The 20,529-nt window shown below is 69.0% G+C and carries 23 protein-coding genes; 14 read left to right on the top strand and 9 right to left on the bottom strand.

The window, feature by feature from the left end; all coding sequences use genetic code 11:
* Positions 1–56 precede the first annotated feature (56 nt).
* Complete coding sequence (locus A3CU_RS49455) at positions 57–530, bottom strand: nuclear transport factor 2 family protein (protein ID WP_245617562.1); 474 nt, start codon at positions 528–530, stop codon at positions 57–59.
* A 102-nt stretch (positions 531–632) separates the two neighbouring features.
* Here A3CU_RS49455 and A3CU_RS0142180 point away from each other — a divergent pair, with 102 nt between their 5' ends.
* From A3CU_RS0142180 to A3CU_RS0142170, 3 genes are all read left to right on the top strand, one after another.
* A complete protein-coding gene (locus tag A3CU_RS0142180; RefSeq protein ID WP_169739760.1) occupies positions 633–1,244 on the top strand; it encodes a TetR/AcrR family transcriptional regulator in 612 nt (203 codons plus the stop codon).
* 99 nt (positions 1,245–1,343) lie between these two features.
* Positions 1,344–2,267 carry a sigma-70 family RNA polymerase sigma factor gene (locus A3CU_RS49450; RefSeq protein ID WP_052373152.1) on the top strand — a complete coding sequence of 308 codons (924 nt, stop codon included), beginning with the start codon at positions 1,344–1,346 and terminating at the stop codon, positions 2,265–2,267.
* A 17-nt stretch (positions 2,268–2,284) separates the two neighbouring features.
* Positions 2,285–2,755 carry a carboxymuconolactone decarboxylase family protein gene (locus A3CU_RS0142170; RefSeq protein WP_027947307.1) on the top strand — a complete coding sequence of 157 codons (471 nt, stop codon included), beginning with the start codon at positions 2,285–2,287 and terminating at the stop codon, positions 2,753–2,755.
* 74 nt (positions 2,756–2,829) lie between these two features.
* On the opposite strand, the gene A3CU_RS0142165 is transcribed toward A3CU_RS0142170, so the two are convergent.
* A complete protein-coding gene (locus A3CU_RS0142165; protein ID WP_027947306.1) occupies positions 2,830–4,758 on the bottom strand; it encodes a S53 family peptidase in 1,929 nt (642 codons plus the stop codon).
* A 364-nt stretch (positions 4,759–5,122) separates the two neighbouring features.
* Here A3CU_RS0142165 and A3CU_RS0142160 point away from each other — a divergent pair, with 364 nt between their 5' ends.
* Positions 5,123–6,187 (top strand): Glu/Leu/Phe/Val family dehydrogenase, encoded by a 1,065-nt coding sequence (locus A3CU_RS0142160; protein ID WP_027947305.1) that lies wholly within the window; start codon positions 5,123–5,125, stop codon positions 6,185–6,187.
* Between the two features lie 78 nt (positions 6,188–6,265).
* Here the strand turns inward: A3CU_RS0142160 and A3CU_RS0142155 are convergent, their stop codons facing one another.
* Both A3CU_RS0142155 and A3CU_RS49445 read right to left on the bottom strand, forming a co-directional pair.
* On the bottom strand, positions 6,266–7,033 hold the full coding sequence (locus A3CU_RS0142155; RefSeq protein ID WP_027947304.1) for an alpha/beta fold hydrolase: 768 nt from the start codon (positions 7,031–7,033) through the stop codon (positions 6,266–6,268).
* Positions 7,030–7,533 (bottom strand): MarR family winged helix-turn-helix transcriptional regulator, encoded by a 504-nt coding sequence (locus A3CU_RS49445; RefSeq protein ID WP_052373150.1) that lies wholly within the window; start codon positions 7,531–7,533, stop codon positions 7,030–7,032. Before A3CU_RS49445 ends, A3CU_RS0142155 begins: the two co-directional genes overlap by 4 nt.
* Before the next feature lie 127 nt (positions 7,534–7,660).
* Between A3CU_RS49445 and A3CU_RS49440 the strand changes: the two genes are divergently transcribed.
* A complete protein-coding gene (locus A3CU_RS49440) occupies positions 7,661–9,265 on the top strand; it encodes an MFS transporter (protein WP_169739759.1) in 1,605 nt (534 codons plus the stop codon).
* Here A3CU_RS49440 and A3CU_RS0142140 read toward each other — a convergent pair.
* Entirely contained in the window at positions 9,262–9,441 is a 180-nt protein-coding gene (locus tag A3CU_RS0142140; protein WP_027947303.1) for a DUF5302 domain-containing protein, read from the bottom strand. The two genes, A3CU_RS49440 and A3CU_RS0142140, sit on opposite strands and share 4 nt — an antisense overlap.
* A gap of 107 nt (positions 9,442–9,548) precedes the next feature.
* Between A3CU_RS0142140 and A3CU_RS50500 the strand changes: the two genes are divergently transcribed.
* On the top strand, positions 9,549–10,211 hold the full coding sequence (locus tag A3CU_RS50500; RefSeq protein WP_027947302.1) for a TetR/AcrR family transcriptional regulator: 663 nt from the start codon (positions 9,549–9,551) through the stop codon (positions 10,209–10,211).
* Positions 10,212–10,387: 176 nt separating this feature from the next.
* On the opposite strand, the gene A3CU_RS0142130 is transcribed toward A3CU_RS50500, so the two are convergent.
* Positions 10,388–12,160 (bottom strand): VanW family protein, encoded by a 1,773-nt coding sequence (locus tag A3CU_RS0142130; RefSeq protein ID WP_027947301.1) that lies wholly within the window; start codon positions 12,158–12,160, stop codon positions 10,388–10,390.
* A gap of 94 nt (positions 12,161–12,254) precedes the next feature.
* Here A3CU_RS0142130 and A3CU_RS0142125 point away from each other — a divergent pair, with 94 nt between their 5' ends.
* Entirely contained in the window at positions 12,255–12,755 is a 501-nt protein-coding gene (locus tag A3CU_RS0142125; RefSeq protein ID WP_027947300.1) for a metallophosphoesterase family protein, read from the top strand.
* Here the strand turns inward: A3CU_RS0142125 and A3CU_RS49430 are convergent.
* On the bottom strand, positions 12,703–13,332 hold the full coding sequence (locus A3CU_RS49430) for a TetR/AcrR family transcriptional regulator (protein ID WP_052373146.1): 630 nt from the start codon (positions 13,330–13,332) through the stop codon (positions 12,703–12,705). The genes A3CU_RS0142125 and A3CU_RS49430 overlap by 53 nt on opposite strands.
* A 100-nt stretch (positions 13,333–13,432) precedes the next feature.
* Here A3CU_RS49430 and A3CU_RS0142115 point away from each other — a divergent pair, with 100 nt between their 5' ends.
* From A3CU_RS0142115 to A3CU_RS0142100, 4 genes are all read left to right on the top strand, one after another.
* Positions 13,433–13,909 carry a GNAT family N-acetyltransferase gene (locus A3CU_RS0142115; protein WP_027947299.1) on the top strand — a complete coding sequence of 159 codons (477 nt, stop codon included), beginning with the start codon at positions 13,433–13,435 and terminating at the stop codon, positions 13,907–13,909.
* 100 nt (positions 13,910–14,009) lie between these two features.
* Complete coding sequence (locus A3CU_RS0142110) at positions 14,010–14,762, top strand: SDR family NAD(P)-dependent oxidoreductase (RefSeq protein WP_027947298.1); 753 nt, start codon at positions 14,010–14,012, stop codon at positions 14,760–14,762.
* Between the two features lie 208 nt (positions 14,763–14,970).
* On the top strand, positions 14,971–15,327 hold the full coding sequence (locus A3CU_RS49425; protein WP_211246648.1) for a WhiB family transcriptional regulator: 357 nt from the start codon (positions 14,971–14,973) through the stop codon (positions 15,325–15,327).
* A gap of 202 nt (positions 15,328–15,529) precedes the next feature.
* On the top strand, positions 15,530–15,841 hold the full coding sequence (locus tag A3CU_RS0142100) for an iron-sulfur cluster biosynthesis family protein (protein WP_027947297.1): 312 nt from the start codon (positions 15,530–15,532) through the stop codon (positions 15,839–15,841).
* Between the two features lie 72 nt (positions 15,842–15,913).
* Here A3CU_RS0142100 and A3CU_RS0142095 read toward each other — a convergent pair whose 3' ends face one another.
* Together A3CU_RS0142095 and A3CU_RS0142090 are read right to left on the bottom strand one after the other, a co-directional pair.
* A complete protein-coding gene (locus A3CU_RS0142095; protein ID WP_027947296.1) occupies positions 15,914–16,606 on the bottom strand; it encodes an HAD family hydrolase in 693 nt (230 codons plus the stop codon).
* Positions 16,607–16,631: 25 nt separating this feature from the next.
* Positions 16,632–17,588 carry a 2-hydroxyacid dehydrogenase gene (locus tag A3CU_RS0142090; RefSeq protein WP_043844366.1) on the bottom strand — a complete coding sequence of 319 codons (957 nt, stop codon included), beginning with the start codon at positions 17,586–17,588 and terminating at the stop codon, positions 16,632–16,634.
* 84 nt (positions 17,589–17,672) lie between these two features.
* Here A3CU_RS0142090 and A3CU_RS0142085 point away from each other — a divergent pair, with 84 nt between their 5' ends.
* Genes A3CU_RS0142085 through A3CU_RS0142075 form a run of 3 tightly spaced genes read left to right on the top strand, consistent with a single transcriptional unit; the run spans position 17,673 to position 20,475 of the window.
* On the top strand, positions 17,673–18,521 hold the full coding sequence (locus A3CU_RS0142085; RefSeq protein ID WP_027947294.1) for a CoA transferase subunit A: 849 nt from the start codon (positions 17,673–17,675) through the stop codon (positions 18,519–18,521).
* Positions 18,518–19,303, top strand: a complete 786-nt coding sequence (locus tag A3CU_RS0142080) for a CoA-transferase subunit beta (RefSeq protein WP_027947293.1) — start codon at positions 18,518–18,520, stop codon at positions 19,301–19,303. Before A3CU_RS0142085 ends, A3CU_RS0142080 begins: the two co-directional genes overlap by 4 nt.
* Positions 19,300–20,475, top strand: a complete 1,176-nt coding sequence (locus A3CU_RS0142075; protein ID WP_027947292.1) for a thiolase family protein — start codon at positions 19,300–19,302, stop codon at positions 20,473–20,475. Before A3CU_RS0142080 ends, A3CU_RS0142075 begins: the two co-directional genes overlap by 4 nt.
* Positions 20,476–20,529 lie beyond the last annotated feature (54 nt).

Raw genomic sequence — 20,529 nt, 5'->3', positions numbered from 1 at the left:
CCACCAGTACCTGACCGGCGAGCAATGGGAGCAGATACGCTTCCCGGACACCGCGTTCAGATATCGTGTCCCAGGGCGGCCGCGGCTGCCGGGATGTTGACGTAGTCGCGCAGGCGGGTGATCTGTCCGTTGTGGACGGTGAGCACGACGATATTGGGAAGCGTGAATTCGCCGGTCGATGCGCTGGTCCCGATGGCTTCCTGTTCGACGATGATCGTTTCCTTGGTGTCGTGGATGGCAAGAGTACGGTAGCGCTCATATTTCAGCGGGTTGGCCTTCCAGCCCGCAGCTATCCAGTTCACGATTTTGTCCCGCCCCTCAAGCCGGGACGGCACGCCTGGATACGCGAACGGGAACTCGTGGACCGCGTGGATTGCGTATATCCGCCTCATCTCGTCGGCGGACTGGTTGATGGAGGCTTGACGGTAACGCTCCAGAACCTCACGTGGACCGGTTTCTTGTTCGCCAAGTGCGGCTTGCCTGTTGATCAGGTCGGTGGTGCCGGTTCGGTCTTGTGCTGTCGGCGCCATGGGAGCGGACCTCCATGCTCTGGGGGCCATGCCGGTAAGATGAGGCATAGTCCGGTTAGCTGGGCACGGTATCGGACTGTGCCCCCGGTTAGCAAGGATGTGGTGGTTGCGCTGGCAGATCACGAGCCGCGGTCGCGCGCCGGGCGTCCGATGCGTGCGGACGCCCGGCGTAACTATGGGCAGTTGGTCGAGCAGGCGAAGATCGCGTTCGCCGAGTCCGGCGTGGACGCCTCGTTGGACGAGATCGCTCGGCGGGCAGGGGTGGCCAGCGGGACGCTGTATCGACATTTTCCCACCAGATTGGATCTCATCGAGGCGGTGCTCGCCGAGCAGATAACCGAATTGATCGATCTTGGCCGCCGGCTGCTGACCGCCGAGGACGAATTCGACGCGTTGTCCACGTGGTTGCGTGCCGCGCTCGAACATGGCCTGACCTATCGAGGCCTTTCGGCCACGGTGATGAACTCGGCCCTCGATCGCGGGGACAGCCTGGTATCGACCTGGCATGCCCAGATGTTCGAGGTGGGGGCCGCGTTGCTGGCGCGGGCGCGGCAATCAGGAGCGATCGTCGCCGATGCGGACGACGCGGATGTGTTGAAGATGATCGGCGCGATCGCCTGGGCCACCCAGGACGCCCCGGACAGTTCCGCTCGAGCCGACCGCCTGCTCGCCCTCCTGGTGAACGGACTACGTCACGGCGGCGTCCAGCGATAACGAGGCCGCACGGCAGACCATCCACCCCATCGCTGCTTGTCACATTCGACGCGTCCGCGGGTTCACCTCCATGAGCCTGGACAAGGGATGGAGTGACCGATGGACGAGACCGAGTGGCTGGCCGAACGCTTCGAGCAGCACCGCTCGCGGCTGCGGGCGGTGGCGTATCGGATGCTTGGTTCGCGGACCGAGGCCGACGACGCCGTCCAGGACGCCTGGTTGCGGCTGAGCCGATCCGATGCGGGCCAGATCGGCAATCTCGAGGGGTGGCTGACCACCGTCGTCGCGCGGGAGTGCCTGCACATGCTGCGTTCCCGACGGCACCGGCGGGAGGATTCGTTCGCGGCGCAGCTGCCTGACCCGATCGTCGTTCCAGACGCCGACCTCGACCCTGAGCAGGAAGCGTTGCTGGCCGACTCGGTGGGGCTTGCCCTGCTCGTGGTGCTCGACCGGCTCAATCCGGCCGAACGATTGGCGTTCGTGCTGCACGACATGTTCGAGCTGCCGTTCGACGAGATCGCCGGAATTGTGGGGCGTACTCCGGCGGCCACGCGGCAGCTGGCCAGCCGGGCACGGCGCCGGGTGAACGGCGCGGAAATCCGGTTGCCCGATCCGGACCTGGCGCGGCAGCGGCGGGTGGTCGACGCCTTCTACGCGGCCGCGCGGGCCGGCGACTTCGACGCTCTGGTCCAGATCCTCGACCCCGACGTGGTGCTGAGCACCGACTACGGCCCCGGCGGACGGCCGGCGGTCATCCGCGGTGCGTCGGCGGTGGCCAAGCTGGCTCGGGCCCCGCGTGGCGGCCAGCTGCATCCGGTACTGGTCAACGGTGCGCTGGGCGTGGTGATCACCCTCGACGGGCAGCCGCTGGCCATCCTCGTCTTCACCGTCGCGGACGACAAGATCGTCGCCATCGACGGTATCCGCGAGCCGGGTCGCGTCCGCCGCGCCGCCGCAGTCCTCGCCGAGAGTGGCGCGAGCCCGTCTGTCACATCATCGGCTTCCGAAGGCTCAAAGAGCTGACAACATTCCCGACGACCATGGAGAACACCGTGGACAACCGGATACCCGATATCAACGAGCTCGTGCCGGAAATCCCGGAGGTGGCCGGCGCGCTGGCGAAGGCCACCATGAACGGCTCGGTACCACCGGCCACGATCAGCCTGAGCTACCTGCGTGCCGGCCAGATCGTCGGCAACACCTACCAGGTGCTAAGGCACTCGGCGGACCTGCGCCAGGCCGGGGAGTCCGAGGAGCGCATCGCCAGCGTGGCGACCTGGTGGGACGCGCCCTTCTTCACCGATGCCGAGCGGGCCGCGCTGGCGCTGACCGAAGCCATGTTCCAGCCGAACACGCGAGGCGACGAGCGGGTCACCGATGACCTGTTCGCCGAGGTCTCCCAGCACTATGACCAGAAAGCGCTTTCCACCTTGACCGTGGTGCTCGCCTCGGCCGGTTTCTGGATGAACATCGCCCAGATCCTCAAGCCGCCACCCGTCGGAGGGTGGTGAACCGGCTCGACGAACAGTGAAACAAAACGGCCGCCTCGAGGGAATTCCCCGAGGCGGCCGTCATCGGATCCGGGCTACGGCCGGTACAGGAACGCCGGGCCGTTGGGCGAGCCAACGCCGGTGACGTTGTCGTAGCCGCGAGTGGTGTGGATGGTCAGGTTCGGGAAGTCGAGCTTGCGGGCGGACACGATCAGGCCGTCCGAAGCGTCCGTCGAGTTGACGAAGTCGACCCGTTGGACCGCGCCCTCCACGTGTTGCACGTCGTTGATCGACGGCGACTTGGCGGTCGCGTAGATCAGCGGGTTGATGAACCCGTGGTGGAAGTGGACGAGGCTGTCGGACACCGCCATGATGCCGGCGAGCACCGGCGACGACAGGCTGGTGCCGCCGAGCCGGTACTGGTCGTAGGAGACACCCTCCGGGAAGGTTTGCGTCTGCCCGACCAGGAAGCCGGTGTTCGGGTCGCCGACCGTCGAGATGTCCGGAACCACCCGGCCCCGCTTCTTGCCGTGCTGGTTCTGGTTCGCCAGCGCGTCCGGCACGATTCCCCGCTGGTAGAAGGGCTGGCCGAAGAGCACGCTGGTACCACCGCCGGAGCCGGACTGGAACGCCCCGGGCGGGCCGGGCACGTAGGCGCCGTTGGTCAGCACGCTCCGGCCGGTCTCCCAACCGGTTTCGAAGATGCGCTTGCCGTCCTCGCCGACCGCCAGGCTGGTCCCGCCGACCGCGGTCACCCAGGGTTGGGAGGCCGGGAAGTCCGCCGCTGGGGCCCCGAGCCGGGCCGCTTCGTCCCCGGAGTCACCGGAGGAGAAGTAGACGCCGATGCCCTGCAGCACCGCCTGGATCGAGATCTGGTTCCAGGCCGCCACCTCGGAGCGCGGGACGTCCTCGCCGGCGTCGCCGTAGGAGTTGGAGATGATGTCCGCGTGGTGGCCGGCCACGATCCAGTTCAGCGCCTCGTCCAGCGATGCGTCCTGGCAGTCGGAACCGCCCACGTACAGGATGTTCGCGTCCGGGGCGAGCGCGTGCACGGCCTCGACGTCGAGGGTCTGCTCCCCGTACCAGCCCGCCGCGTCACACTGGTCCGGCGGCTCCAGCGCGGAGTTCGTCGGGAAGATGTGCTCGGCGAACTGGGACGGCCGCAACGGATGCGCGGGGTCGTTGCGGCGCGCGTATTCGCTCGCGTCGGCGAAGAGCGTCGGCGAAGCGAAAGCGTCCACAATGGCCACGGTGGTGCCGGCGCCGGTCGAGGGCACCTGGTCCACACCGTAGGCCGACCGCAGCTGGGCCGGGTTGTAACCGCACGGCGCGTACGGCCGTTGCTCGCCGCCGAAGGCCGGGTCGGTGGTGTCGATCTTCTGGCCGTAGTAGTCGCTGCACGGTGGCGCGTTGCGGAAGCCGGCCTCCGGTGGCACGTCGGACGGGGTGGTGCCGGCGGTGTGGTTCGGCTTGAGCAGTTGGCCGGCCTGGTCCACACCGACCACACCGAGCACGTCGCGGGCCAGCGGCGTCGGAACGGACAACTCCCGGTCCGCCGCCCGCAGCACCTGCCCCGCCACCCGGTACTTGGCCAGTTGCACGCCGAACGCCTGCTCGACCTGGCCGGTGGTGCCGGTGGCCTGCACATATGCCTTGTTGGATGGCACGTCGCCGATGGCGAACCCGCTCGCGGACAACCAGTTCCGCACCGAATCGACCGTAGCGTCGGTGGCGGCGAACCGATCGCGTACCTGGTCCGGGCTCAGGTACTGCCGGTAAGTCGCGCTCGACGGGTCGCTGACCGCCTGCGCGGCGGCTTCCGCGCCGGCCTGGTCACGCATGGACAGGTAGACCCGGAAGCTCAGCTGGGACGACGGGCTGGCATCCGCCACCTTGCTCTGCGGGGTGGCCCACTGCGGGTGCGACGACGGGATCACCGCGCGCCCCTGCGCGGCCCACGCCGGGGTCGCGGCGGCCGCTGTCACGAGTGTGGCCGAAAAGAACAGGGTCAAAGCTCTTCGCACTGCAACTTCCCCTCTGGAGGTTGAAGGCTGAACCCGCCAGAGATTAAAGGCCAAACCCGATTGGGGGAAGTAAAAGACTCAACCAGCCGCCAAAAGTATACCTTGGTCGGAAGAATGACCAATTTCCTACTTTGGTTGGCAAACGGATGAATGGTTCGTTCCACCACGTAACCGGTGGCGGCGCGGGACGGCTCTCCCGCCCCGTGTGCTGCTCCGGCGGCGCCCGGTCGCGACCGAGCCGGCGCGCGCAACCCGATCTTGCCAGAGGTTTCACCGGCGTGGCACGGTTGAGACGCGGAAACGACCTTTCCGTGGTAGCGATATACCAGGCGCCACAAGCGTTTCGAAAGAGGAGTCACCGACCGTGACGGAAGTCGTGTTCGGCCGCGGCAGCGGCCATGAGCAGGTCGTGTTCTGCCAGGATGCGCAGACCGGCCTCAAGGCGATCATCGCCATCTACTCCACCGCGCTGGGCCCAGCACTGGGCGGCACGCGGTTCTACCCCTACCAGGCCGAAAGCGAGGCGCTGGACGACGTGCTGGCGCTGGCCAAGGGGATGGCCTACAAGAACGCGCTGGCGGGGCTCGATCTCGGCGGCGGCAAGGCGGTGATCATCGGCGACCCGGAGACCACCAAGACGGAGGCGCTGCTGCGGGCCTACGGGCGTTTCGTGCAGTCCCTCGGCGGCCGCTACATCACCGCTTGTGACGTGGGTACCTACGTCGCGGACATGGACGTAGTGGCAAGGGAAACCCGGTTCGTCACCGGGCGCTCGGCCGCCAACGGCGGGGCGGGTGACTCCTCGGTGCTCACCGCTTTCGGGGTCTTCCAGGGCATGCGCGCCTGCGCCGAACACCGCTGGGGCACGCCGGATCTCGCCGGCCGCCGGGTCGGCGTGGCCGGGGTCGGCAAGGTCGGGCGCATACTGGTCGGTCATCTCCTGGACGCGGGCGCCGAAGTGGTGGTCTGCGATGTCTCGGCCGCCGCGATCGAGCGCACCCTCGCCGCGCACCCGGAGGTCACGGTCGTCGACGACCTGATCGGCCAGCAGTTGGACATCTTCGCGCCCTGCGCGCTCGGCGGTGTCCTCACCGACCAAACGGTGCCCAGGCTGCGGGCCGAGATCGTCTGTGGCGCGGCGAACAACCAGCTCGCCCATCCCGACATCGACAAGCTGCTCTCCGAGCGCGGTGTCCTGTACGCGCCGGACTACCTGGTCAACGCGGGTGGTGTGATCCAGGTGAGCGACGAGTTGCACGGCTTCGACTTCGAGCGCGCCAAGCAGCGCGCGAGCTCGATCTTCGACACCACCAAGGCCGTGTTCGCACTGGCCGGTGCCGAGGGGGTGCCGCCCGCGACGGCCGCGGACCGGCTCGCCGAGCGGCGGATGTCCGAGGTGGGCAGGTTGAGGTCCATCCTGCTGCCCTGAGCGAGATTTCGAGTGGGCGTGCGGAGCTTCCGCACGCCCACTGCCTTCGCGGCGGCCTCCGCGTCGAGCGCCTCGATGTCAGGATGGCCGACCGAGGAAGGCCATGATCGCGGCCGCGAGTTCCGGGCTGGTTAGTGCGGTGAAGTGGTTGCCCGGAACCTTGGTGAATCGCGCGTTGGGCAGCGTGGCGGCGAGGGCTTCGGCGGAGGCGGAAGCGTGGTCCTCGTCGCCGACGGCCACCAGCGTGGGGGTCGTGAGCCGGGACAACGCGGCTTCGGATGTCGGGACGTGCGTGTCGAGGACATGCAGGAGCGCCTGCGGGTCGCCGCCGAGTTGGGTGATCCAGTGCGCCTGTTCGGCGTCCGCTGATCCGGGTGCGAGAGCGTGCCCGTTGACCAGCGCGGTCAGCACGCGGCGGTACCGGCCGCCCTGCCTGCTCGCGCGGCTGATCGCGGTGAGACCTTGACCAGCCACGATCGCGCGGGCCGGCTGGGCGCCGCGGACCAGCACGCGCAGTACGATCCGCGCGCCCAGGGAGTAGCCGCCGAGGTCGTAGTCGTCGAGTCCGAGCCACTCGATCAGGGCGAGACCGTCGTCGGCCAGCACATCGGGCGGGTAGGACACCGGGTCGTGCGGCCGGGCGCTGTCACCGTGGCCGCGCAGGTCCGGCAGGATGACGCGGTAGCCCCGCTCGGCGATAGTGCCCGCGGGGCCGGGGTCGATCAGTTGTGGTCCGTGGGCGGTGAAGCCGTGCAGCAGCACGAGGGGGCGGCCGGTGCCCAGTTCTCGATAGGCCAGTTCCAGCCCGTCGTGGCTGGGGAATCGACGCACGGACAACCCGGTCACCGTGCGGAGTCCTTCTTGTTTCCTGGGCGGATTGATGACGCCTTTCGGAGCCGGGTGAGTTCGGCATTCGTGCTCTCGCGTGCCTTGTCGATGAATCGCTGTACCACGGCTAGTTCGGCCTCGGTGAATTCGGCGAGATCGTCCAGGGTGCAGGCCGCCAGGCTGGCGTAGTAGGACCGGACGCGCTCCAGTCCGTCGGCGGTGGGTTCGATCAGCACCTTGCGTCGGTCGTGCGGGTCCTGGACGCGTTTGATGCAGCCGGCCGCGTCGAGCCGGTCGATCATGCGGGACACCGATCCGGACGTCAGGTCCACGAATCGGGCCAGCGTGCTCGCGGTGGCCGGACCGTGCTTGTTCAGCGCGTCCAGGCAGTCCAGGTCGCTGAGCGTGACCCCCATCCGCTCGGCGACCACGGCGTTGAGCTGGGCGATGGCGTGCCCCCAGTCGGGCATGGCCCCCAGGATTCGCTGGGCTGCTGCGGCTGCCTGTTTCCCGGCCATGCGCCATCCGTCCTCTCCGCTGACTTGCGAGGACGAACCCTAGCCGGTTAACCTGCGCCGCGCACTTGCTGCGCGACGCAGCAACTGTGTGGTGCAGTTAGCTGGCTATCTCCGAGGGATGGGAATCATGCCTGCCACTTCGACCGCCGCGCCGCCGATCTCTCCTCGCGCGCGGACCGTCGCGCTGCTGGTGATCCTGCTGGCGGCGTTCATGGACCTGATGGACGTCACGATCCTCTATGTCGTCCTGCCGTCCATCCAGACCGACCTGCGCGCCGGCCCGAGCGCCGTGGAGTGGATGTCGTCGGGCTACACCCTGGCCCTGGCGCTGGGATTGATCATTGGTGCCCGCGCTGGTGACCGGCTTGGGCACAAACGGGTGTTCCTGGCCGGTATGGCGGGATTCGTCGTGGCCTCGGCCCTCTGCGGGGCGTCGGTGACACCGGGCATGCTGGTGTTCGCACGGGTGCTGCAGGGTCTGTTCGCCGCGGCCATGGTTCCGCAGGTGCTCTCCCAGATCCAGCTGATGTACACCCCGGCCGAGCGGGGACCCGCGATGGCCACGTACTCCGCGCTGGTCCCGCTGGCCGCCGCAATGGGTACGGTCCTGGGGCCGGTGCTGGTGGTCTGGGACCTCGCCGGCGCCGGGTGGCGGCTGGTGTTCTTCGTCAACGTCCTGGTCGGCCTCGTCGCCATGCCGGTCGCCTGGCGGCTGCTGCCCGAGGCCCGCGCGACCCACGCCGCCCGCCTGGATCTGGCCGGGGTGGGGATCTCCACGGCCGGGCTGCTGCTGTTGCTCTACCCGCTGATCACCGCGGCCGACCGGCCCCAGTGGCCCGGCTGGGCCACCGCCTCGGTCATCGCCGGTCTGGCGGTGCTGGCCGGGTTCGTCGTCCACCAACGTCGCCTGGCTTCGCGCGGTGGAGACCCCCTGCTGCGGATCGGGCTGCTCGCGATCCGTTCGCTGTCCGGCGGGCTGGTGGTGCAGCTGCTTTTTCTCGCCGCCATCATCGGGTTCTTCCTGGTGTTCATGCAGTTTCTCCAGCTCGGGCTCGGTTACGGCCCGCTGGCTGCCGGGCTGACGCTGCTGCCCTGGTCGGTCGTCGTGGCCGTAATGGCCGGGCTTTCGGCCGCGGTGCTGCTGCCCAGGTTCGGCCGGCTGACCGTCCAAGCGGGATTGGTCCTCAACGCGGCCGGCTTCGCGCTGCTCGCCGTCACCGCGACCAGTGCCACGCCGAGTACCGGGTGGGCGGCGCTGCTGCCTGGCATCCTCGTCGGTGCCGTCGGCATGGGGCTGGCGACTTCACCCCTGGCCGTGCTGCCCCTGACCGACCTCGAGCCGGCCGACGCGGGCACCGGCTCCGGGCTGTTCAACACCACCAGCCACCTCGGCGCCGCCATCGGGGTCGCCGTGATCGGCACCGTGTTCTTCGCCGGACTACGCCCACCGGACGCTACGACAGCGGTCCAGACCGCGACCCCAGCGCGGCACGTCGGCGATGCCTTCGCCATGTCACTGTGGCTGGGCATCGGCCTGCTCGTCACCGCTCTGGCAGCCGGCTTCCTGCTGCCCCGCCACTACCGGCCGGACCATGCCGAACCGGAAACACCCAAGTCAAGAAACCGAGCAACCCAGCGGCATGAACGGGTCACTCATGGACTCAACTGGTATCGAATCGTGTTGGTGGGGCTGGGACCAGGACTGGTGATCGGTCCTGGGATCCGCGGCTAGCCGGACTTGCGGCGGAAGGTGCGCTTGCTCGCGGCGGGTCCGTGCGCGTGGGCGTTCTTGGCGCCGCCGTTGTCGTGGGCAGAGCCGTTCCTGGCCTTCGTCTGCTTGCGCTCGAGGGCTTCGCGGAACTTGCGCTTGACGTCGTCGGTCGGATCCGAAGAGTCGTTTTCCGGCATGGCGCAACTCTGTCATCACCGGTCGGCCGCCGCCAGTGGATATTCGCTAGATCACGTAACTGGCAACCTGCTAATAAGCTCGCGGCGAGGAGACTAGGGTTACCGGCATGGTGAAGTCTGCCGCGGTGCGTGGCCGCCCGCGTTCCCGCGACGCCGCGGGCTTACCCGCCGTCACCCCGGAGAAGATCATCAACTCCGCGATCGACCTGACGGCGCGCCACGGCTTGGACGGCTGGACCCTGCGGCAGCTGGCCGGAGCGCTCGACGCCTACCCCGCGGTCGTCTATCACCACGTGGGCGACCGGGAGGCCGTGGTGGCCGCCGTGGCCGAGCGAGTGATCGAGTTGCTGCCGGTGCCCGAGGAGGACCTGCCCTGGCGCGAGTGGTTCCGGGCGCTACTGACCGACCTGCGATCGGTGCTGACCGGCTATCCCGGCGTGGCGCGCCGGCTGGCCCTCTACGAAGCCACCTCGTCGGCCGCCTCCACTCTCGTCGACCGCGGTGTGCGGACGTTGTGGGCCGCCGGGTTCGGCGAGGAGGCGCCGACGGTCTTTCGTCTGCTGCTGAACACGGCCTGCCTGTTCGTCTCGGCCGAGGACGAGCAACGCCGCAACGTCGAGTCGAAGAACTCCTCGCCGTTCGACCAGCTCAGCGATCGGCCCCGGCAGTCGAACTATTTCGCCGACTTCTACGACTACGCCGTCGAACGCTGTCTGGACGGGGTCGCCTGCCGCCTCGCCGTACTCCAAGGCCGCCAACTGCCGGATTAGCGAGGCCGGCCTACGAAGGCGGCGCGTGTCCCACGTTCCCGTAGCGCGTGTCCCACGTTCCCGTAGCGCGAGTCCCACTTTCCGGTCGCCCGGAACGTGGAACTCGCAGTACGGGAATGGGGAACTCGCAGTACGGGAGTGGGGGACACGCGTGACGGGAACGGGGGACTCGCGAACTACGGGCAGACGATCTTCGGCTGCGGGTTGTAGTGCACCGTCCGGGTATCCCGCCGGACTTCCTGGCCCGTGCCGGTCGCCCGCAGGATGCGGGTGTCCGAGGTGGTGAAGCCCGGCGCGCCGTTGGACGGGTGGCAGTTCTCCGCCGGCCCCGGCTGCTCGACCGGATCGACGAAATTGGTCCGCGGCCCCGGCACCGATTCCACGTCGTACCGTTTGGTGCCCCACAGCTTGACCGTGATCGACGACGGCGTCCAGATCGTCTGGATCACCACCCCGGTCTGCGAGTCGTTGGTGAACTTGAGGTCGATTACGCTCGACCCGTTCGGGTTCTGGAACACCGTCGCTTCCCGGGCCGCCGGATAGCGGCTGATGTAGTAGCTGTGTTCCTTGTGCCCGGCGTCCTTCAGCCCGGCGAAATACGCCGCGTTGTACAGGGTCGTCGCGAACTGCGAGATGCCCCCGCCGATTTCCCGGCCGGGTGCGCCGTTCTGGATGACCCCGGCTTCGACGTATCCCTGCGCCGCGCCGCGCGGACCGGTGAAACCGTTGAGACTGAATGTTTCTCCCGGCTTGACGATCGCACCGTCGACCCGCTGGGCCACGACCCGGATGTTGGTCCCGGAATCCGCGGCAAAACCGCCGGTGGTGAATTCGCCGATGACGGTCGAGATGCCCAGCCCGTTGGCCTGCTCCGTGGTCACCTTCGCGGGCTCCGTCCGGTAGCTCGCGTTGACCTCCCGCCGCTCGAGTTGTTTCAGCACTTCCGGCATCGGTTTCAGGGTCGCGTCCCAGTCGACGACCTTGCCGTCGGTGGACGGCTCGACCGCCGGCCGTCCGCCGGAGAACACGATCCGCGCGTCCCGGCCCTCCTGCTCGGTGGATTTCAGCTGTGGTCCGGCGGCGGCGATCAGCTTCGCGTTGTCGATCTTCATCGTCAGCGCACCGCCGGCTGGTTCGAAGGACAGCGCGGACCCGATCGCCCGCGGGTCGAGGCGGGCGTTGGCGCCCTCGCCGTGGACCACGACCGGTCCGGACACGGCCGGCTGCGCGAACTGCTCCATCGCGGTTCGCACGGCTTCGGCGTTGACGGTGACTTCAGCGGTGCTGACCGGGAGGTTCACCGTGCGCCCGTGCGCCCAGTCCGCCACCACTGCCTGCATGGCCGCCGGCACGTCCAGGATCTGCCCGGCTCGCGGCTCGACGGCGACCGCTTGCCCGTCCTCGAACCGGATCGTGCCCTCGACCGGGGCCCGGTCGGTCTGCTCGCGCAGGCGCTCCAGGGCCTTGGTGACCTTTGGCTGGTCGACGTGGGTCACCACGCCGACTTCGCGCTGGGTGAAGAACGAAGAGATGCGGGTGAACGGGTTGAGCGGCTGCTCGCCGGCCTGATCCAGGGTGGTCGGCCAGTCCAGGTCCAGCCCGGCCGAGGCCGGATCGAGCGTCGTCGTGACGTCACCGGCCTGGACCGCGACGGGCTCGGCCAGTCGCGGCGCGAGCTGCTCGCGTAGGCGCTGTTCGGCGTCGGACCGTTTGAGGCCACCCACGTCGACGCCGGCCACGGTCACACCGCGTGGCACGTCGCCCTGGGAGATCAGCAGATCCATCGCGTACAGTGCGGCGAGCGCACCCAACGTCGAGCCTGCGATCAGGGCGATCCGGCGCCATGGCCAGTGGCGCCACGGCAAGCTCTGCCACGGCCGGCGGCGCCGCGTCACCGGAAGCTCTTCGGTGACCGCGTCCAGGATGTCGGTTCGTTCGTCGTTGGACATTTCGGGGCGCATTGTGGTCACTCCATCCAGACAATCGGGATGAAGACTACGATCCGGACTCCTGCCGACCGCGCCCGGGTGGTAACCCTGAGGTATGCGGTTGCTCATCATCGCCGACACGCACGTGCCCAAGCGGGCTCGCGCGCTGCCCGAGGAGGTCTGGCGGGTCGCCGAGCAGGCCGACGTGGTGGTACACGCGGGCGACTGGGTCGAGGTGGGCCTGCTGGACGAGATGGTCGCGCGATGCCGCGAGGTGATCGGGGTCTACGGCAACAACGACGGTCCCGAACTACGGGCGAGGCTGCCCGCCGTGGCGCGTGCCGAGCTCGACGGGCTCCGGCTCGCGGTGGTGCACGAGACCGGCCCGGCCGCGGGGCGGGAGCGGCGGTGCGCGCACGCCTTTCCGGACACCGACGTGCTGGTCTTCGGGCACAGCCACATCCCATGGGATTCCGTTGCCGAGGGCGGGCTGCGGCTGCTCAACCCCGGTTCGCCCACCGACCGCCGCCGGCAGCCGGCGTGCACCTACCTGACCGCGCGGATCAGTGCCGGCCGGCTGCGGAATGTCGAGCTGCATCCGCTCGGCCGGCGGTGACCAGCACCTCGACCAGCGCGGGCAGCGCACCCAGATCGAGTTCGTCGTCCACCGAGCGCAGCAGGCCGAGCCCGACGGACATGCCGGACAGCGCCGTGGCCACCGTTTCGGCGGGCAGCGGCAGCTTGATGTCACACCGCTCGAGATGCTCGGTGAGCAGCGTGGTCATCGCGCGGCGGATCCGCGCGTTGCGGGCGGCGACTTCCCGTCGTAGCTCCGGATCACGCCGCGCGTGCGCCAGGTACTCGGTCTCCAGCACCACCCACGGCTCGTCCTCGGCCGTGGATTCCCACCAGGACGTGAACGCGTCCAGCAACGCCTCCGGTCCGTCGGCAGCGGCGAGTGATTCGATCATCGCCGCGTCCTTGCGCGAGCGGATCCGCTCGAGCACGGCCAGGCAGAGTTCGTCCTTGTTGCGGAAATTGGAGTAGACCGCGCCCTTGGAGTACCCGGCCGCCTCCGCGACCTTGTCCAGTGAGGTCCCCGAGTAGCCATCGCGGAGGAACAGTTCGGTCGCGGTGGCGATGAGCCGGCCACGGGTGTGTACCTGGCTTTCGGCGCGGGTGAGTCGGGGCATGGGGCTACTCTAGGACGGACGTTGAACGCTGTTCAACCCACCGTTGTCCTGCCCGGAAAAAGCCTCGGATCCGGCCGCATCCGGGTGCACCATGACCGGTATGTGGACCATCGAGCCGAGCCCGGTTGATCATCCCGATGCCACCGCCGTGATGCGCGACTACCTCGAAGACGTCGCCGGCCGCTACTACGGGCGGCCCGCCACCGCCGAGGAGGTCGACCGGGCGCTGGCGGCGGAACCGGCTGATGACCTCGTGCCGCCTTCGGGAGTCTTCCTGCTGGCGAGGGCAGGCGGCGCGATCACCGGATGCGTCGGCGTGAAACTCCTGGACGCGCGAACGGCCGAGTTGACGAAGCTGTACATCTGCCCCGCGGCACGCGGGAGCGGTGGCGGCTCGCAGTTGCTGCTCGCCGCCGAACGGGCCGCCCGTGAGCTGGGCGCTGAGGTCATGTGCCTCAACACCCGGCAGGATCTGACCGAGGCCAAGAGCCTGTACGCCCGGCACGGATACGTCGAGACCGAGCCGTACACCACCGGACGGTATGTCGATCACTGCTTCCAGAAGGCCTTGCTCTGATCGGATCTTTCACGGAACTTCGCGGGAACAGGGGTGGCGTTCGGCACAATCTTGCTCTATACATCGGATGTCTGTCGGCGACAATGCAGAAGGAGTGACCATGAGCGAGTTCGGTGACCTGGTGGCGGTGGTGACCGGGGGTGCGTCGGGCATCGGCCGGGCCACCGCCGAGACACTCGCCGAGCGTGGCGCCCGGGTGGCGGTGCTGGACCTCAACCCGGACGTGCCCGAGCCGCTCGCCGGGTTCTCCTGTGACGTCACCGACGACGCGGGCGTCACCGCCGCGGTGGGCGCGGTCGTGGAGCGGTTCGCGGGCATCGACATTCTGGTCAACAACGCCGGAATCGGCGCGCAGGGCGACGTGACCGCGAACAGCGACGATGAGTGGCACCGGGTGCTGGACGTGAACGTGGTCGGCATGGCTCGGATGAGCCGGGCGGTCCTGCCATACCTGCGACGCTCGGCGCACGCCGCGATCGTCAACACGTGCTCCATCGCCGCGACGGCGGGGCTGCCGCAGCGGGCGCTGTATTCCGCGAGCAAGGGCGCGGTCCTGTCGCTGACCCTGGCGATGGCCGCCGACCATGTGCGCGAAGGGATCAGGGTCAACTGCGTGTGCCCCGGCACGGCGGACACCCCGTGGGTGGGCCGGCTCCTCGACGCCGCGCCCGACCCGGAGTCCGAGCGGCTGGCGCTGGCCGCACGGCAGCCGATGGGACGCCTGGTCACCGCCGCCGAGGTCGCGCACACCATCGCGTATCTGGCGAGCCCGCTGTCGTCGGCCACCACGGGCGTCGCCCTCGGCGTTGACGGCGGGATGCAGGGACTTCGCCTGCGCCCCGCCACATCCTGACCGAAGTACATGAGTGACGAAGTGTATGAGTGACCCGTTTGTGCCGGATTTCGACAGTAACGGGTCACTCATCCCACTTCGCCGTTGCGCGCGGCGGTCGCTCGGTCTCTGCGTTCGGTACGCCATCTGCCGTAACCGGCAGGTGTAGCGGGAAGTGAAGGTGGGTAGCCCTGCTCCGCAACCGTAGGTCGCGGAGGTGAGTGAGGACATGGCCGACACGTCGCGGCTACCCACGCCGGTCGCCGAAACCTGGGAGTGGCAACGGCGCGGGAACTGTCGCAATCTGGACAGCTCGGTGTTCTTCCATCCTGACGGGGAAAGGGGATTCGCGCGAGCCGACCGGGTGGCTCGGGCCAAGCGAATCTGCATGTCCTGCCCCGTCATCGTGGAATGCCGGCATCACGCGCTCACCGCGGAGGAACCGTTCGGGGTCTGGGGCGGCCTCGACGAGACGGAACGGCGCGCCGCGATCACCCGCCGCAAGCAGCTGCTGCACGAACGCGAACAGCGCGAACAGCGCGAACAACGCGAACGGAAGAAGGAGTTTGTTTCGGCCACCCGCTGAACAGGTCTCCGACGCCCCGCGTCCGCGCCGGTACTCACGGCTGGGGAAGCCCAGACCCCCAACTCCGCCCCCATGGGCGAGCTGGCTGGCTCGGCGCCCTGACGCGGCGGTGACGCGCCCGGGAGGGGTCGTTCTGCGGGTGAGGCGACCGCCCCCTACGGTCGGGGTACGAGCGCACGTAACTCGAAGGGAAGAACACGACATGCTCGCTATGACCGATGCCGCGGCCGATGCGATCACCGCCTTGACCGCCCAGGAAGGCAAACAGGAAACGGGCGGGCTGCGGTTCGCGGTCCAGGCCCAGCAGGAAACGGGTGCGCAACTGGCGCTTTCCGTGGCCGACCAGCCGGAGGCCGGGGACCAGGTGCTCGGCACCGAGAGCGGTGCCCGGGTGTTCCTCGAACCGCAGGCGGCCCAGTTCCTCGACGACAAGGTGCTCGACGTCCAGCAGGACGACTCGGGCCAGCTGAGTTTCGCCGTGGTGCCGCAGCCGTCCACCGACGGCCCGGTCTGACCGGACTCGCGCGACCCCAGGTTCACCTCGCGGGCGAACGCGCGTCTACCGCGAGGTGAACCTGGGCGCGGTTCAGAAGTGCCCCAGCAGGTCGGGGAAGCGGGCCAGCTGGAGGACGCGGTCGTCGGCCGGGTCGAGTTCGTCCTCCTCCAGGGCCCAGGTGTTCTCGTTCGGGATGAACACCGCGTTCATACCGGCCCGGCGGGCCGGCAGGATGTCGGACTTCGGTGAGTTGCCGATCATCCAGGCACGGCCGGGCGGGAAGCCGTGCTGCTCGACGAGCCGCAGGTAGGTCCCGGCGTGCTTTTCCCGCACGATGTACACGTTCTGGAAGTGGCCCGCCAGCCCGGACGCGTCGATCTTGCGCTGCTGCTCCTCCGGGTCGCCCTTGGTGAGCAGGAGCAGTTCGTGCCGTGCCTTCAGCTCGTCGAGGGTGTCCGCGACACCGGGGATCAACTCGACGCGGTGGTTGATCAGGGCGTCGGCCAGCTCCAGGATCTCCTGCCGTTCCCGTTCCGTCGCGGGGCGCTCCCGCAGGCGGGCGAAGCAGTCGTGCAGGCTGCGCAGGAAGACCTTGATGCCGTACCCGTGTGCTTCCGAGTTCGCGCGTTCGACGTCGTCGAGGATCGCGCGTAGCTCGCCACGGTCGAGCGTGGGATGCGCGAGCCAGTCGAGGTAGTCGTCGATGACACGTTCGAAAACGACGTTGTTTTCCCAAAGCGTGTCGTCCGCGTCGCAGATCAGAACTTGCCCGGTGTACCGCATGTGCAGAATGGTACTGTCGTACCAGTCAACCGGCTGGTACCGGAGTCACCGGCTCGCCGCCGCCCAGGACCGAAATCACATTGTGTGCGGCCAGTAGGGCCATCTCGGTACGCGTCTCCACTGTCGCCGAGCCCAGGTGTGGGGTGAGGACGACGTTGTCGAGTTCCAGCAACCGCGGTTCGACCTCGGGCTCCTTCTCGAACACGTCCAGGGCCGCGCCCGCGATCTCCCCGCGTGCGAGCGCGTCGGCGAGGGCGGGTTCGTCGACCACCGGGCCGCGTGTGGTGTTCACCAGCACCGCGCTCGGCTTCATCGCGGCGAGGGCGGACGCGTCGATCAGGTGCCGGGTTTCCGGCGTGAGCGGGCAGTGCAGCGACACGACGTCGGCGGTGGCCAGCAGCTCGTCCTGGGTGACGAAGCGAGCATCGAGTTCGTTCTCCGCCGCGGACCGCGACCGTCCACTGTAGATGATGTGCATGCCGAAGGCGCGGGCTCGCCGCGCCACGGCCCGGCCGATCTGGCCGAGGCCGACGATGCCCAGGGTCTTGCCCTGCAAGCCGGAGCCGAGCATGAAGCCGAGATGGAACGACCACGGCCGCCTGGCACGCAGCAGGCGGTCGCCCTCGACGAGCCGCCGGGTGAGTGCGAGCAACAGCCCGAACGCGAGGTCCGCGGTGGCGTCGGTGAGCACTCCGGGCGTGTTGGTGGTCAGCACACCCCGTTCGGCGAGTGCGGCGACGTCGATGTTGTCATAGCCGACCGCGACATTGGCGACCACGCGCAGGCCGGGGCCGGCCGCGTCGGCAACCGAGCCGTCGATCTTGTCGTGCAGCATGCTCACGATCGCGCTGGCGCCGCCGACGGCCTCGCGTAGTTCGCCAGGCGTCAGCGGGCGGTTCGTCTCCGGCATCCGAACCTCGCCCGCCTGCCGCAGGGTTTCCAGTGCCGCCTCGGGTATCCGTCCCGTAACCACGATCCGCATGTGCACACCTTGCATCATGGCCGCCCGGGGACGTAAGTTCATATGAAGAACTTATGTTCGGGATGCGAACGCAAGGGGTTGTTGATGGCCGAGATACTGGCGCTCAGTGACGCCGTCGCCAGGCTGGTGCGCGACGGCGACACGGTCGCTCTCGAAGGGTTCACGCATCTGATCCCGCACGCCGCCGGGCAGGAGATCATCCGCCAGCGGCGCCGGGACCTCACGCTGGTGCGGATGACCCCCGACATCGTCTACGACCAGCTCATCGGCGCGGGCTGCGCGCGCAAGCTGGTCTTTTCGTGGGGCGGCAACCCCGGTGTCGGTTCGCTGCACCGCTTCCGGGACGCGGTGCAGAACTCCTGGCCGGTGCCGCTGGAGATCGAGGAACACAGCCACGCCGGCATGGCCAACCGTTACGTCGCCGGCGCTTCCGGCCTGCCGTTCGCGGTACTGCGTGGGTACACCGGCACCGACCTGCCCGAGCACACCGACACGATCAAGCAGATCACCTGCCCGTTCACCGGTGAGCGGCTCGCGGCCGTGCCCGCGCTCAACCCGGATGTCGCGATCATCCACGCCCAGCGCGCCGACCGGGCGGGCAACGTGCAGCTCTGGGGCCTGGTCGGCGTCCAGAAGGAAGCCGTGCTGGCGGCCCGCCGGAGCCTCGTCACCGTCGAGGAGATCGTCGACGAGCTGACCCCGGTGCCCGGCGGGATGGTGCTGCCGGGGTGGGCGGTCACGGCGGTCGCCGAGGTGCCCCGCGGCGCCCACCCGTCCTACGCGCAGGGCTACTACGAGCGTGACAACGAGTATTACGAGTATTGGGATTCCATTGGGCGGGAACGGGACTCGTTCGAGCAGTGGCTCGACGAGAAGGTGTTTTCCGTGGCCGAAACCGCCGGTGGGAGTGCCGTGAAGGAGGCAGCGAAATGACCACCGGGACGAAGGCGCCGACCCGGACGGAGCCGGCCTTCACCGCCGACGAGATGATGTCGATCGCCGCCGCCCGAGCGCTCTCCGCGGGCCAGCGGTGCTTCGTCGGTATCGGCCTGCCGTCCACGGCGGCCAACCTCGCCCGCCGCACCCACGCGCCGGACCTGGTACTCATCTACGAGTCCGGCACGCTCGGCTCGAAGCCGGGCCGCCTGCCGGCGTCCATCGGCGACGGCATCCTGGCCGAGACCGCGGACGCGGTGATCAGCGTGCCCGAGGTGTTCAACTACTGGCTGCAGCCCGGCCGGATCGACGTCGGCTTCCTCGGCGCGGCGCAGCTGGACAAGTTCGCCAACATCAACACGACGGTCATCGGCAGCGACTACACGCGCCCGAAGGTCCGCCTGCCCGGCGCCGGCGGCGCGCCGGAGATCGCCGCGTCCTGCCGCGAGGTGTACGTGGTGGTCCGGCAGAGCAGGCGCAGTTTCGTCGAACGGGTCGATTTCGTGACCTCCTTCGGGCACGGGCGGGGCAAGGGCGACCGGGAGCAGCTCGGCCTGCGCGGCGCGGGCCCGACCCTGGTGATCACCGACCTTGGCGTGCTCCGGCCCGACCCGGACACCGCCGAGCTGGTGCTCACCCAGGTCCACCCCGGGGTGGAGGTCGAGCAGGTGCGCGCCGCGACCGGTTGGGATTTGCAGGTTTCCCCGGAGTTGACCCGTACTCTCGCCCCGACCGAGACCGAACTGCAGGCCCTCCGAGAGCTGAAGGCAGCGAAATGACCGAGGCATACCTTCTCGACGCGATCCGCACCCCGTTCGGGCGCTACGGTGGCGCGCTGTCCGGGGTGCGCCCGGACGACCTGGCCGCGCACGTGCTGCGCGAACTCGCCGCCCGCAACGATCTCGATCCCTCCACAGTGGACGAAGTGGTGCTGGGCGGCGCGAACCAGGCCGGTGAGGACAACCGCAACGTCGCTCGCATGGCCACGCTGCTGGCCGGCTGGCCGACCAGCGTGCCGGGCAGCACGGTCAACCGGTTGTGCGGGTCCGGCCTGGACGCGGCGATGCAGGCCAGCCGTGCCATCGAGACCGGCGACGCGTCGCTGGTGGTCAGCGGCGGCGTGGAGTCCATGACCCGAGCACCGATGGTCATGCCCAAGCCGGAAAAGGCGTTCGCCGCGGGCAATCAGACGCTGTACTCCAGCACGCTGGGCTGGCGCATGGTCAACCCGAAGATGCCCGAGCAGTGGACGATCTCGCTCGGTGAAAGCACCGAGCGCCTGGCCGAGCGCTACCAGATCAGCCGCGAGAAGCAGGACGAGTTCGCTCTGCGCAGTCACCTCAACGCGGCCAAGGCGTGGGACGAGGGCTTCTACGACACGCACGTCGTACCCGTGCCCGGCACGGAGCTGACCCGTGACGAGGGCATCCGCCCGGATTCCACAGTGGACAAACTGGCGAAGCTGAAGCCGGCGTTCCGGTCCGGCGGCACGATCACCGCGGGCAACGCCTCGCCGCTGAACGACGGCGCGTCGGCCGTCTTGCTCGGCGACCGGGCGGCCGCCGAGGCGCTGGGCCGGGCGCCGCTGGCGCGGATCGCCGGGCGCGGCGCGGCGGGAGTCGACCCGGACGTGTTCGGCATCGGTCCGGTTCGCGCCGCGGAGATCGCGCTGGAGCGGGCCGGAATCGGCTGGGACGACCTCGTCGCGGTGGAGCTGAACGAGGCGTTCGCCGCGCAGTCGCTGGCGTGCCTGGCCGACTGGCCGAAGCTGGACCCGGAGATCGTCAACATGCGCGGGGGAGCGATCGCCATCGGGCACCCGCTGGGTGCCTCCGGCGGCCGCATCCTCGGCACGCTCGCGCACGAGTTGCGCCGGCGGGGCGGCGGCTGGGGTCTCGCGGCGATCTGCATCGGAGTCGGGCAGGGGCTGGCGGTCGTCCTCGAGGCGTGAGACATCGCTCCAGACGTCATGGCCGGTGCACGTTCTGAACAACACAGAAGGGAC

This window comes from Amycolatopsis taiwanensis DSM 45107 (genome assembly GCF_000519205.1).
Classification (GTDB): domain Bacteria; phylum Actinomycetota; class Actinomycetes; order Mycobacteriales; family Pseudonocardiaceae; genus Amycolatopsis_E; species Amycolatopsis_E taiwanensis.
This window is presented reverse-complemented; position numbering and strand designations above follow the sequence as displayed.

Excerpts from the sequence above, each read along its gene's own strand:
- A3CU_RS49450 (WP_052373152.1), top strand. The coding sequence starts at position 1,344 with ATGGACGAGACCGAGTGGCTGGCCGAACGCTTCGAGCAGCACCGCTCG.
- A3CU_RS0142125 (WP_027947300.1), top strand. The coding sequence starts at position 12,255 with ATGCGGTTGCTCATCATCGCCGACACGCACGTGCCCAAGCGGGCTCGC.
- A3CU_RS50500 (WP_027947302.1), top strand. The coding sequence starts at position 9,549 with ATGGTGAAGTCTGCCGCGGTGCGTGGCCGCCCGCGTTCCCGCGACGCC.
- A3CU_RS0142090 (WP_043844366.1), bottom strand. The coding sequence starts at position 17,588 with ATGCGGATCGTGGTTACGGGACGGATACCCGAGGCGGCACTGGAAACC.
- A3CU_RS0142100 (WP_027947297.1), top strand. The coding sequence starts at position 15,530 with ATGCTCGCTATGACCGATGCCGCGGCCGATGCGATCACCGCCTTGACC.
- A3CU_RS49445 (WP_052373150.1), bottom strand. The coding sequence starts at position 7,533 with ATGGCCGGGAAACAGGCAGCCGCAGCAGCCCAGCGAATCCTGGGGGCC.
- A3CU_RS0142095 (WP_027947296.1), bottom strand. The coding sequence starts at position 16,606 with ATGCGGTACACCGGGCAAGTTCTGATCTGCGACGCGGACGACACGCTT.
- A3CU_RS0142085 (WP_027947294.1), top strand. The coding sequence starts at position 17,673 with ATGGCCGAGATACTGGCGCTCAGTGACGCCGTCGCCAGGCTGGTGCGC.
- A3CU_RS49425 (WP_211246648.1), top strand. The coding sequence starts at position 14,971 with ATGGCCGACACGTCGCGGCTACCCACGCCGGTCGCCGAAACCTGGGAG.
- A3CU_RS0142110 (WP_027947298.1), top strand. The coding sequence starts at position 14,010 with ATGAGCGAGTTCGGTGACCTGGTGGCGGTGGTGACCGGGGGTGCGTCG.
- A3CU_RS0142075 (WP_027947292.1), top strand. The coding sequence starts at position 19,300 with ATGACCGAGGCATACCTTCTCGACGCGATCCGCACCCCGTTCGGGCGC.
- A3CU_RS0142115 (WP_027947299.1), top strand. The coding sequence starts at position 13,433 with ATGTGGACCATCGAGCCGAGCCCGGTTGATCATCCCGATGCCACCGCC.
- A3CU_RS49440 (WP_169739759.1), top strand. The coding sequence starts at position 7,661 with ATGCCTGCCACTTCGACCGCCGCGCCGCCGATCTCTCCTCGCGCGCGG.
- A3CU_RS0142170 (WP_027947307.1), top strand. The coding sequence starts at position 2,285 with ATGGAGAACACCGTGGACAACCGGATACCCGATATCAACGAGCTCGTG.
- A3CU_RS49455 (WP_245617562.1), bottom strand. The coding sequence starts at position 530 with ATGGCGCCGACAGCACAAGACCGAACCGGCACCACCGACCTGATCAAC.
- A3CU_RS49430 (WP_052373146.1), bottom strand. The coding sequence starts at position 13,332 with ATGCCCCGACTCACCCGCGCCGAAAGCCAGGTACACACCCGTGGCCGG.
- A3CU_RS0142130 (WP_027947301.1), bottom strand. The coding sequence starts at position 12,160 with ATGTCCAACGACGAACGAACCGACATCCTGGACGCGGTCACCGAAGAG.
- A3CU_RS0142140 (WP_027947303.1), bottom strand. The coding sequence starts at position 9,441 with ATGCCGGAAAACGACTCTTCGGATCCGACCGACGACGTCAAGCGCAAG.
- A3CU_RS0142080 (WP_027947293.1), top strand. The coding sequence starts at position 18,518 with ATGACCACCGGGACGAAGGCGCCGACCCGGACGGAGCCGGCCTTCACC.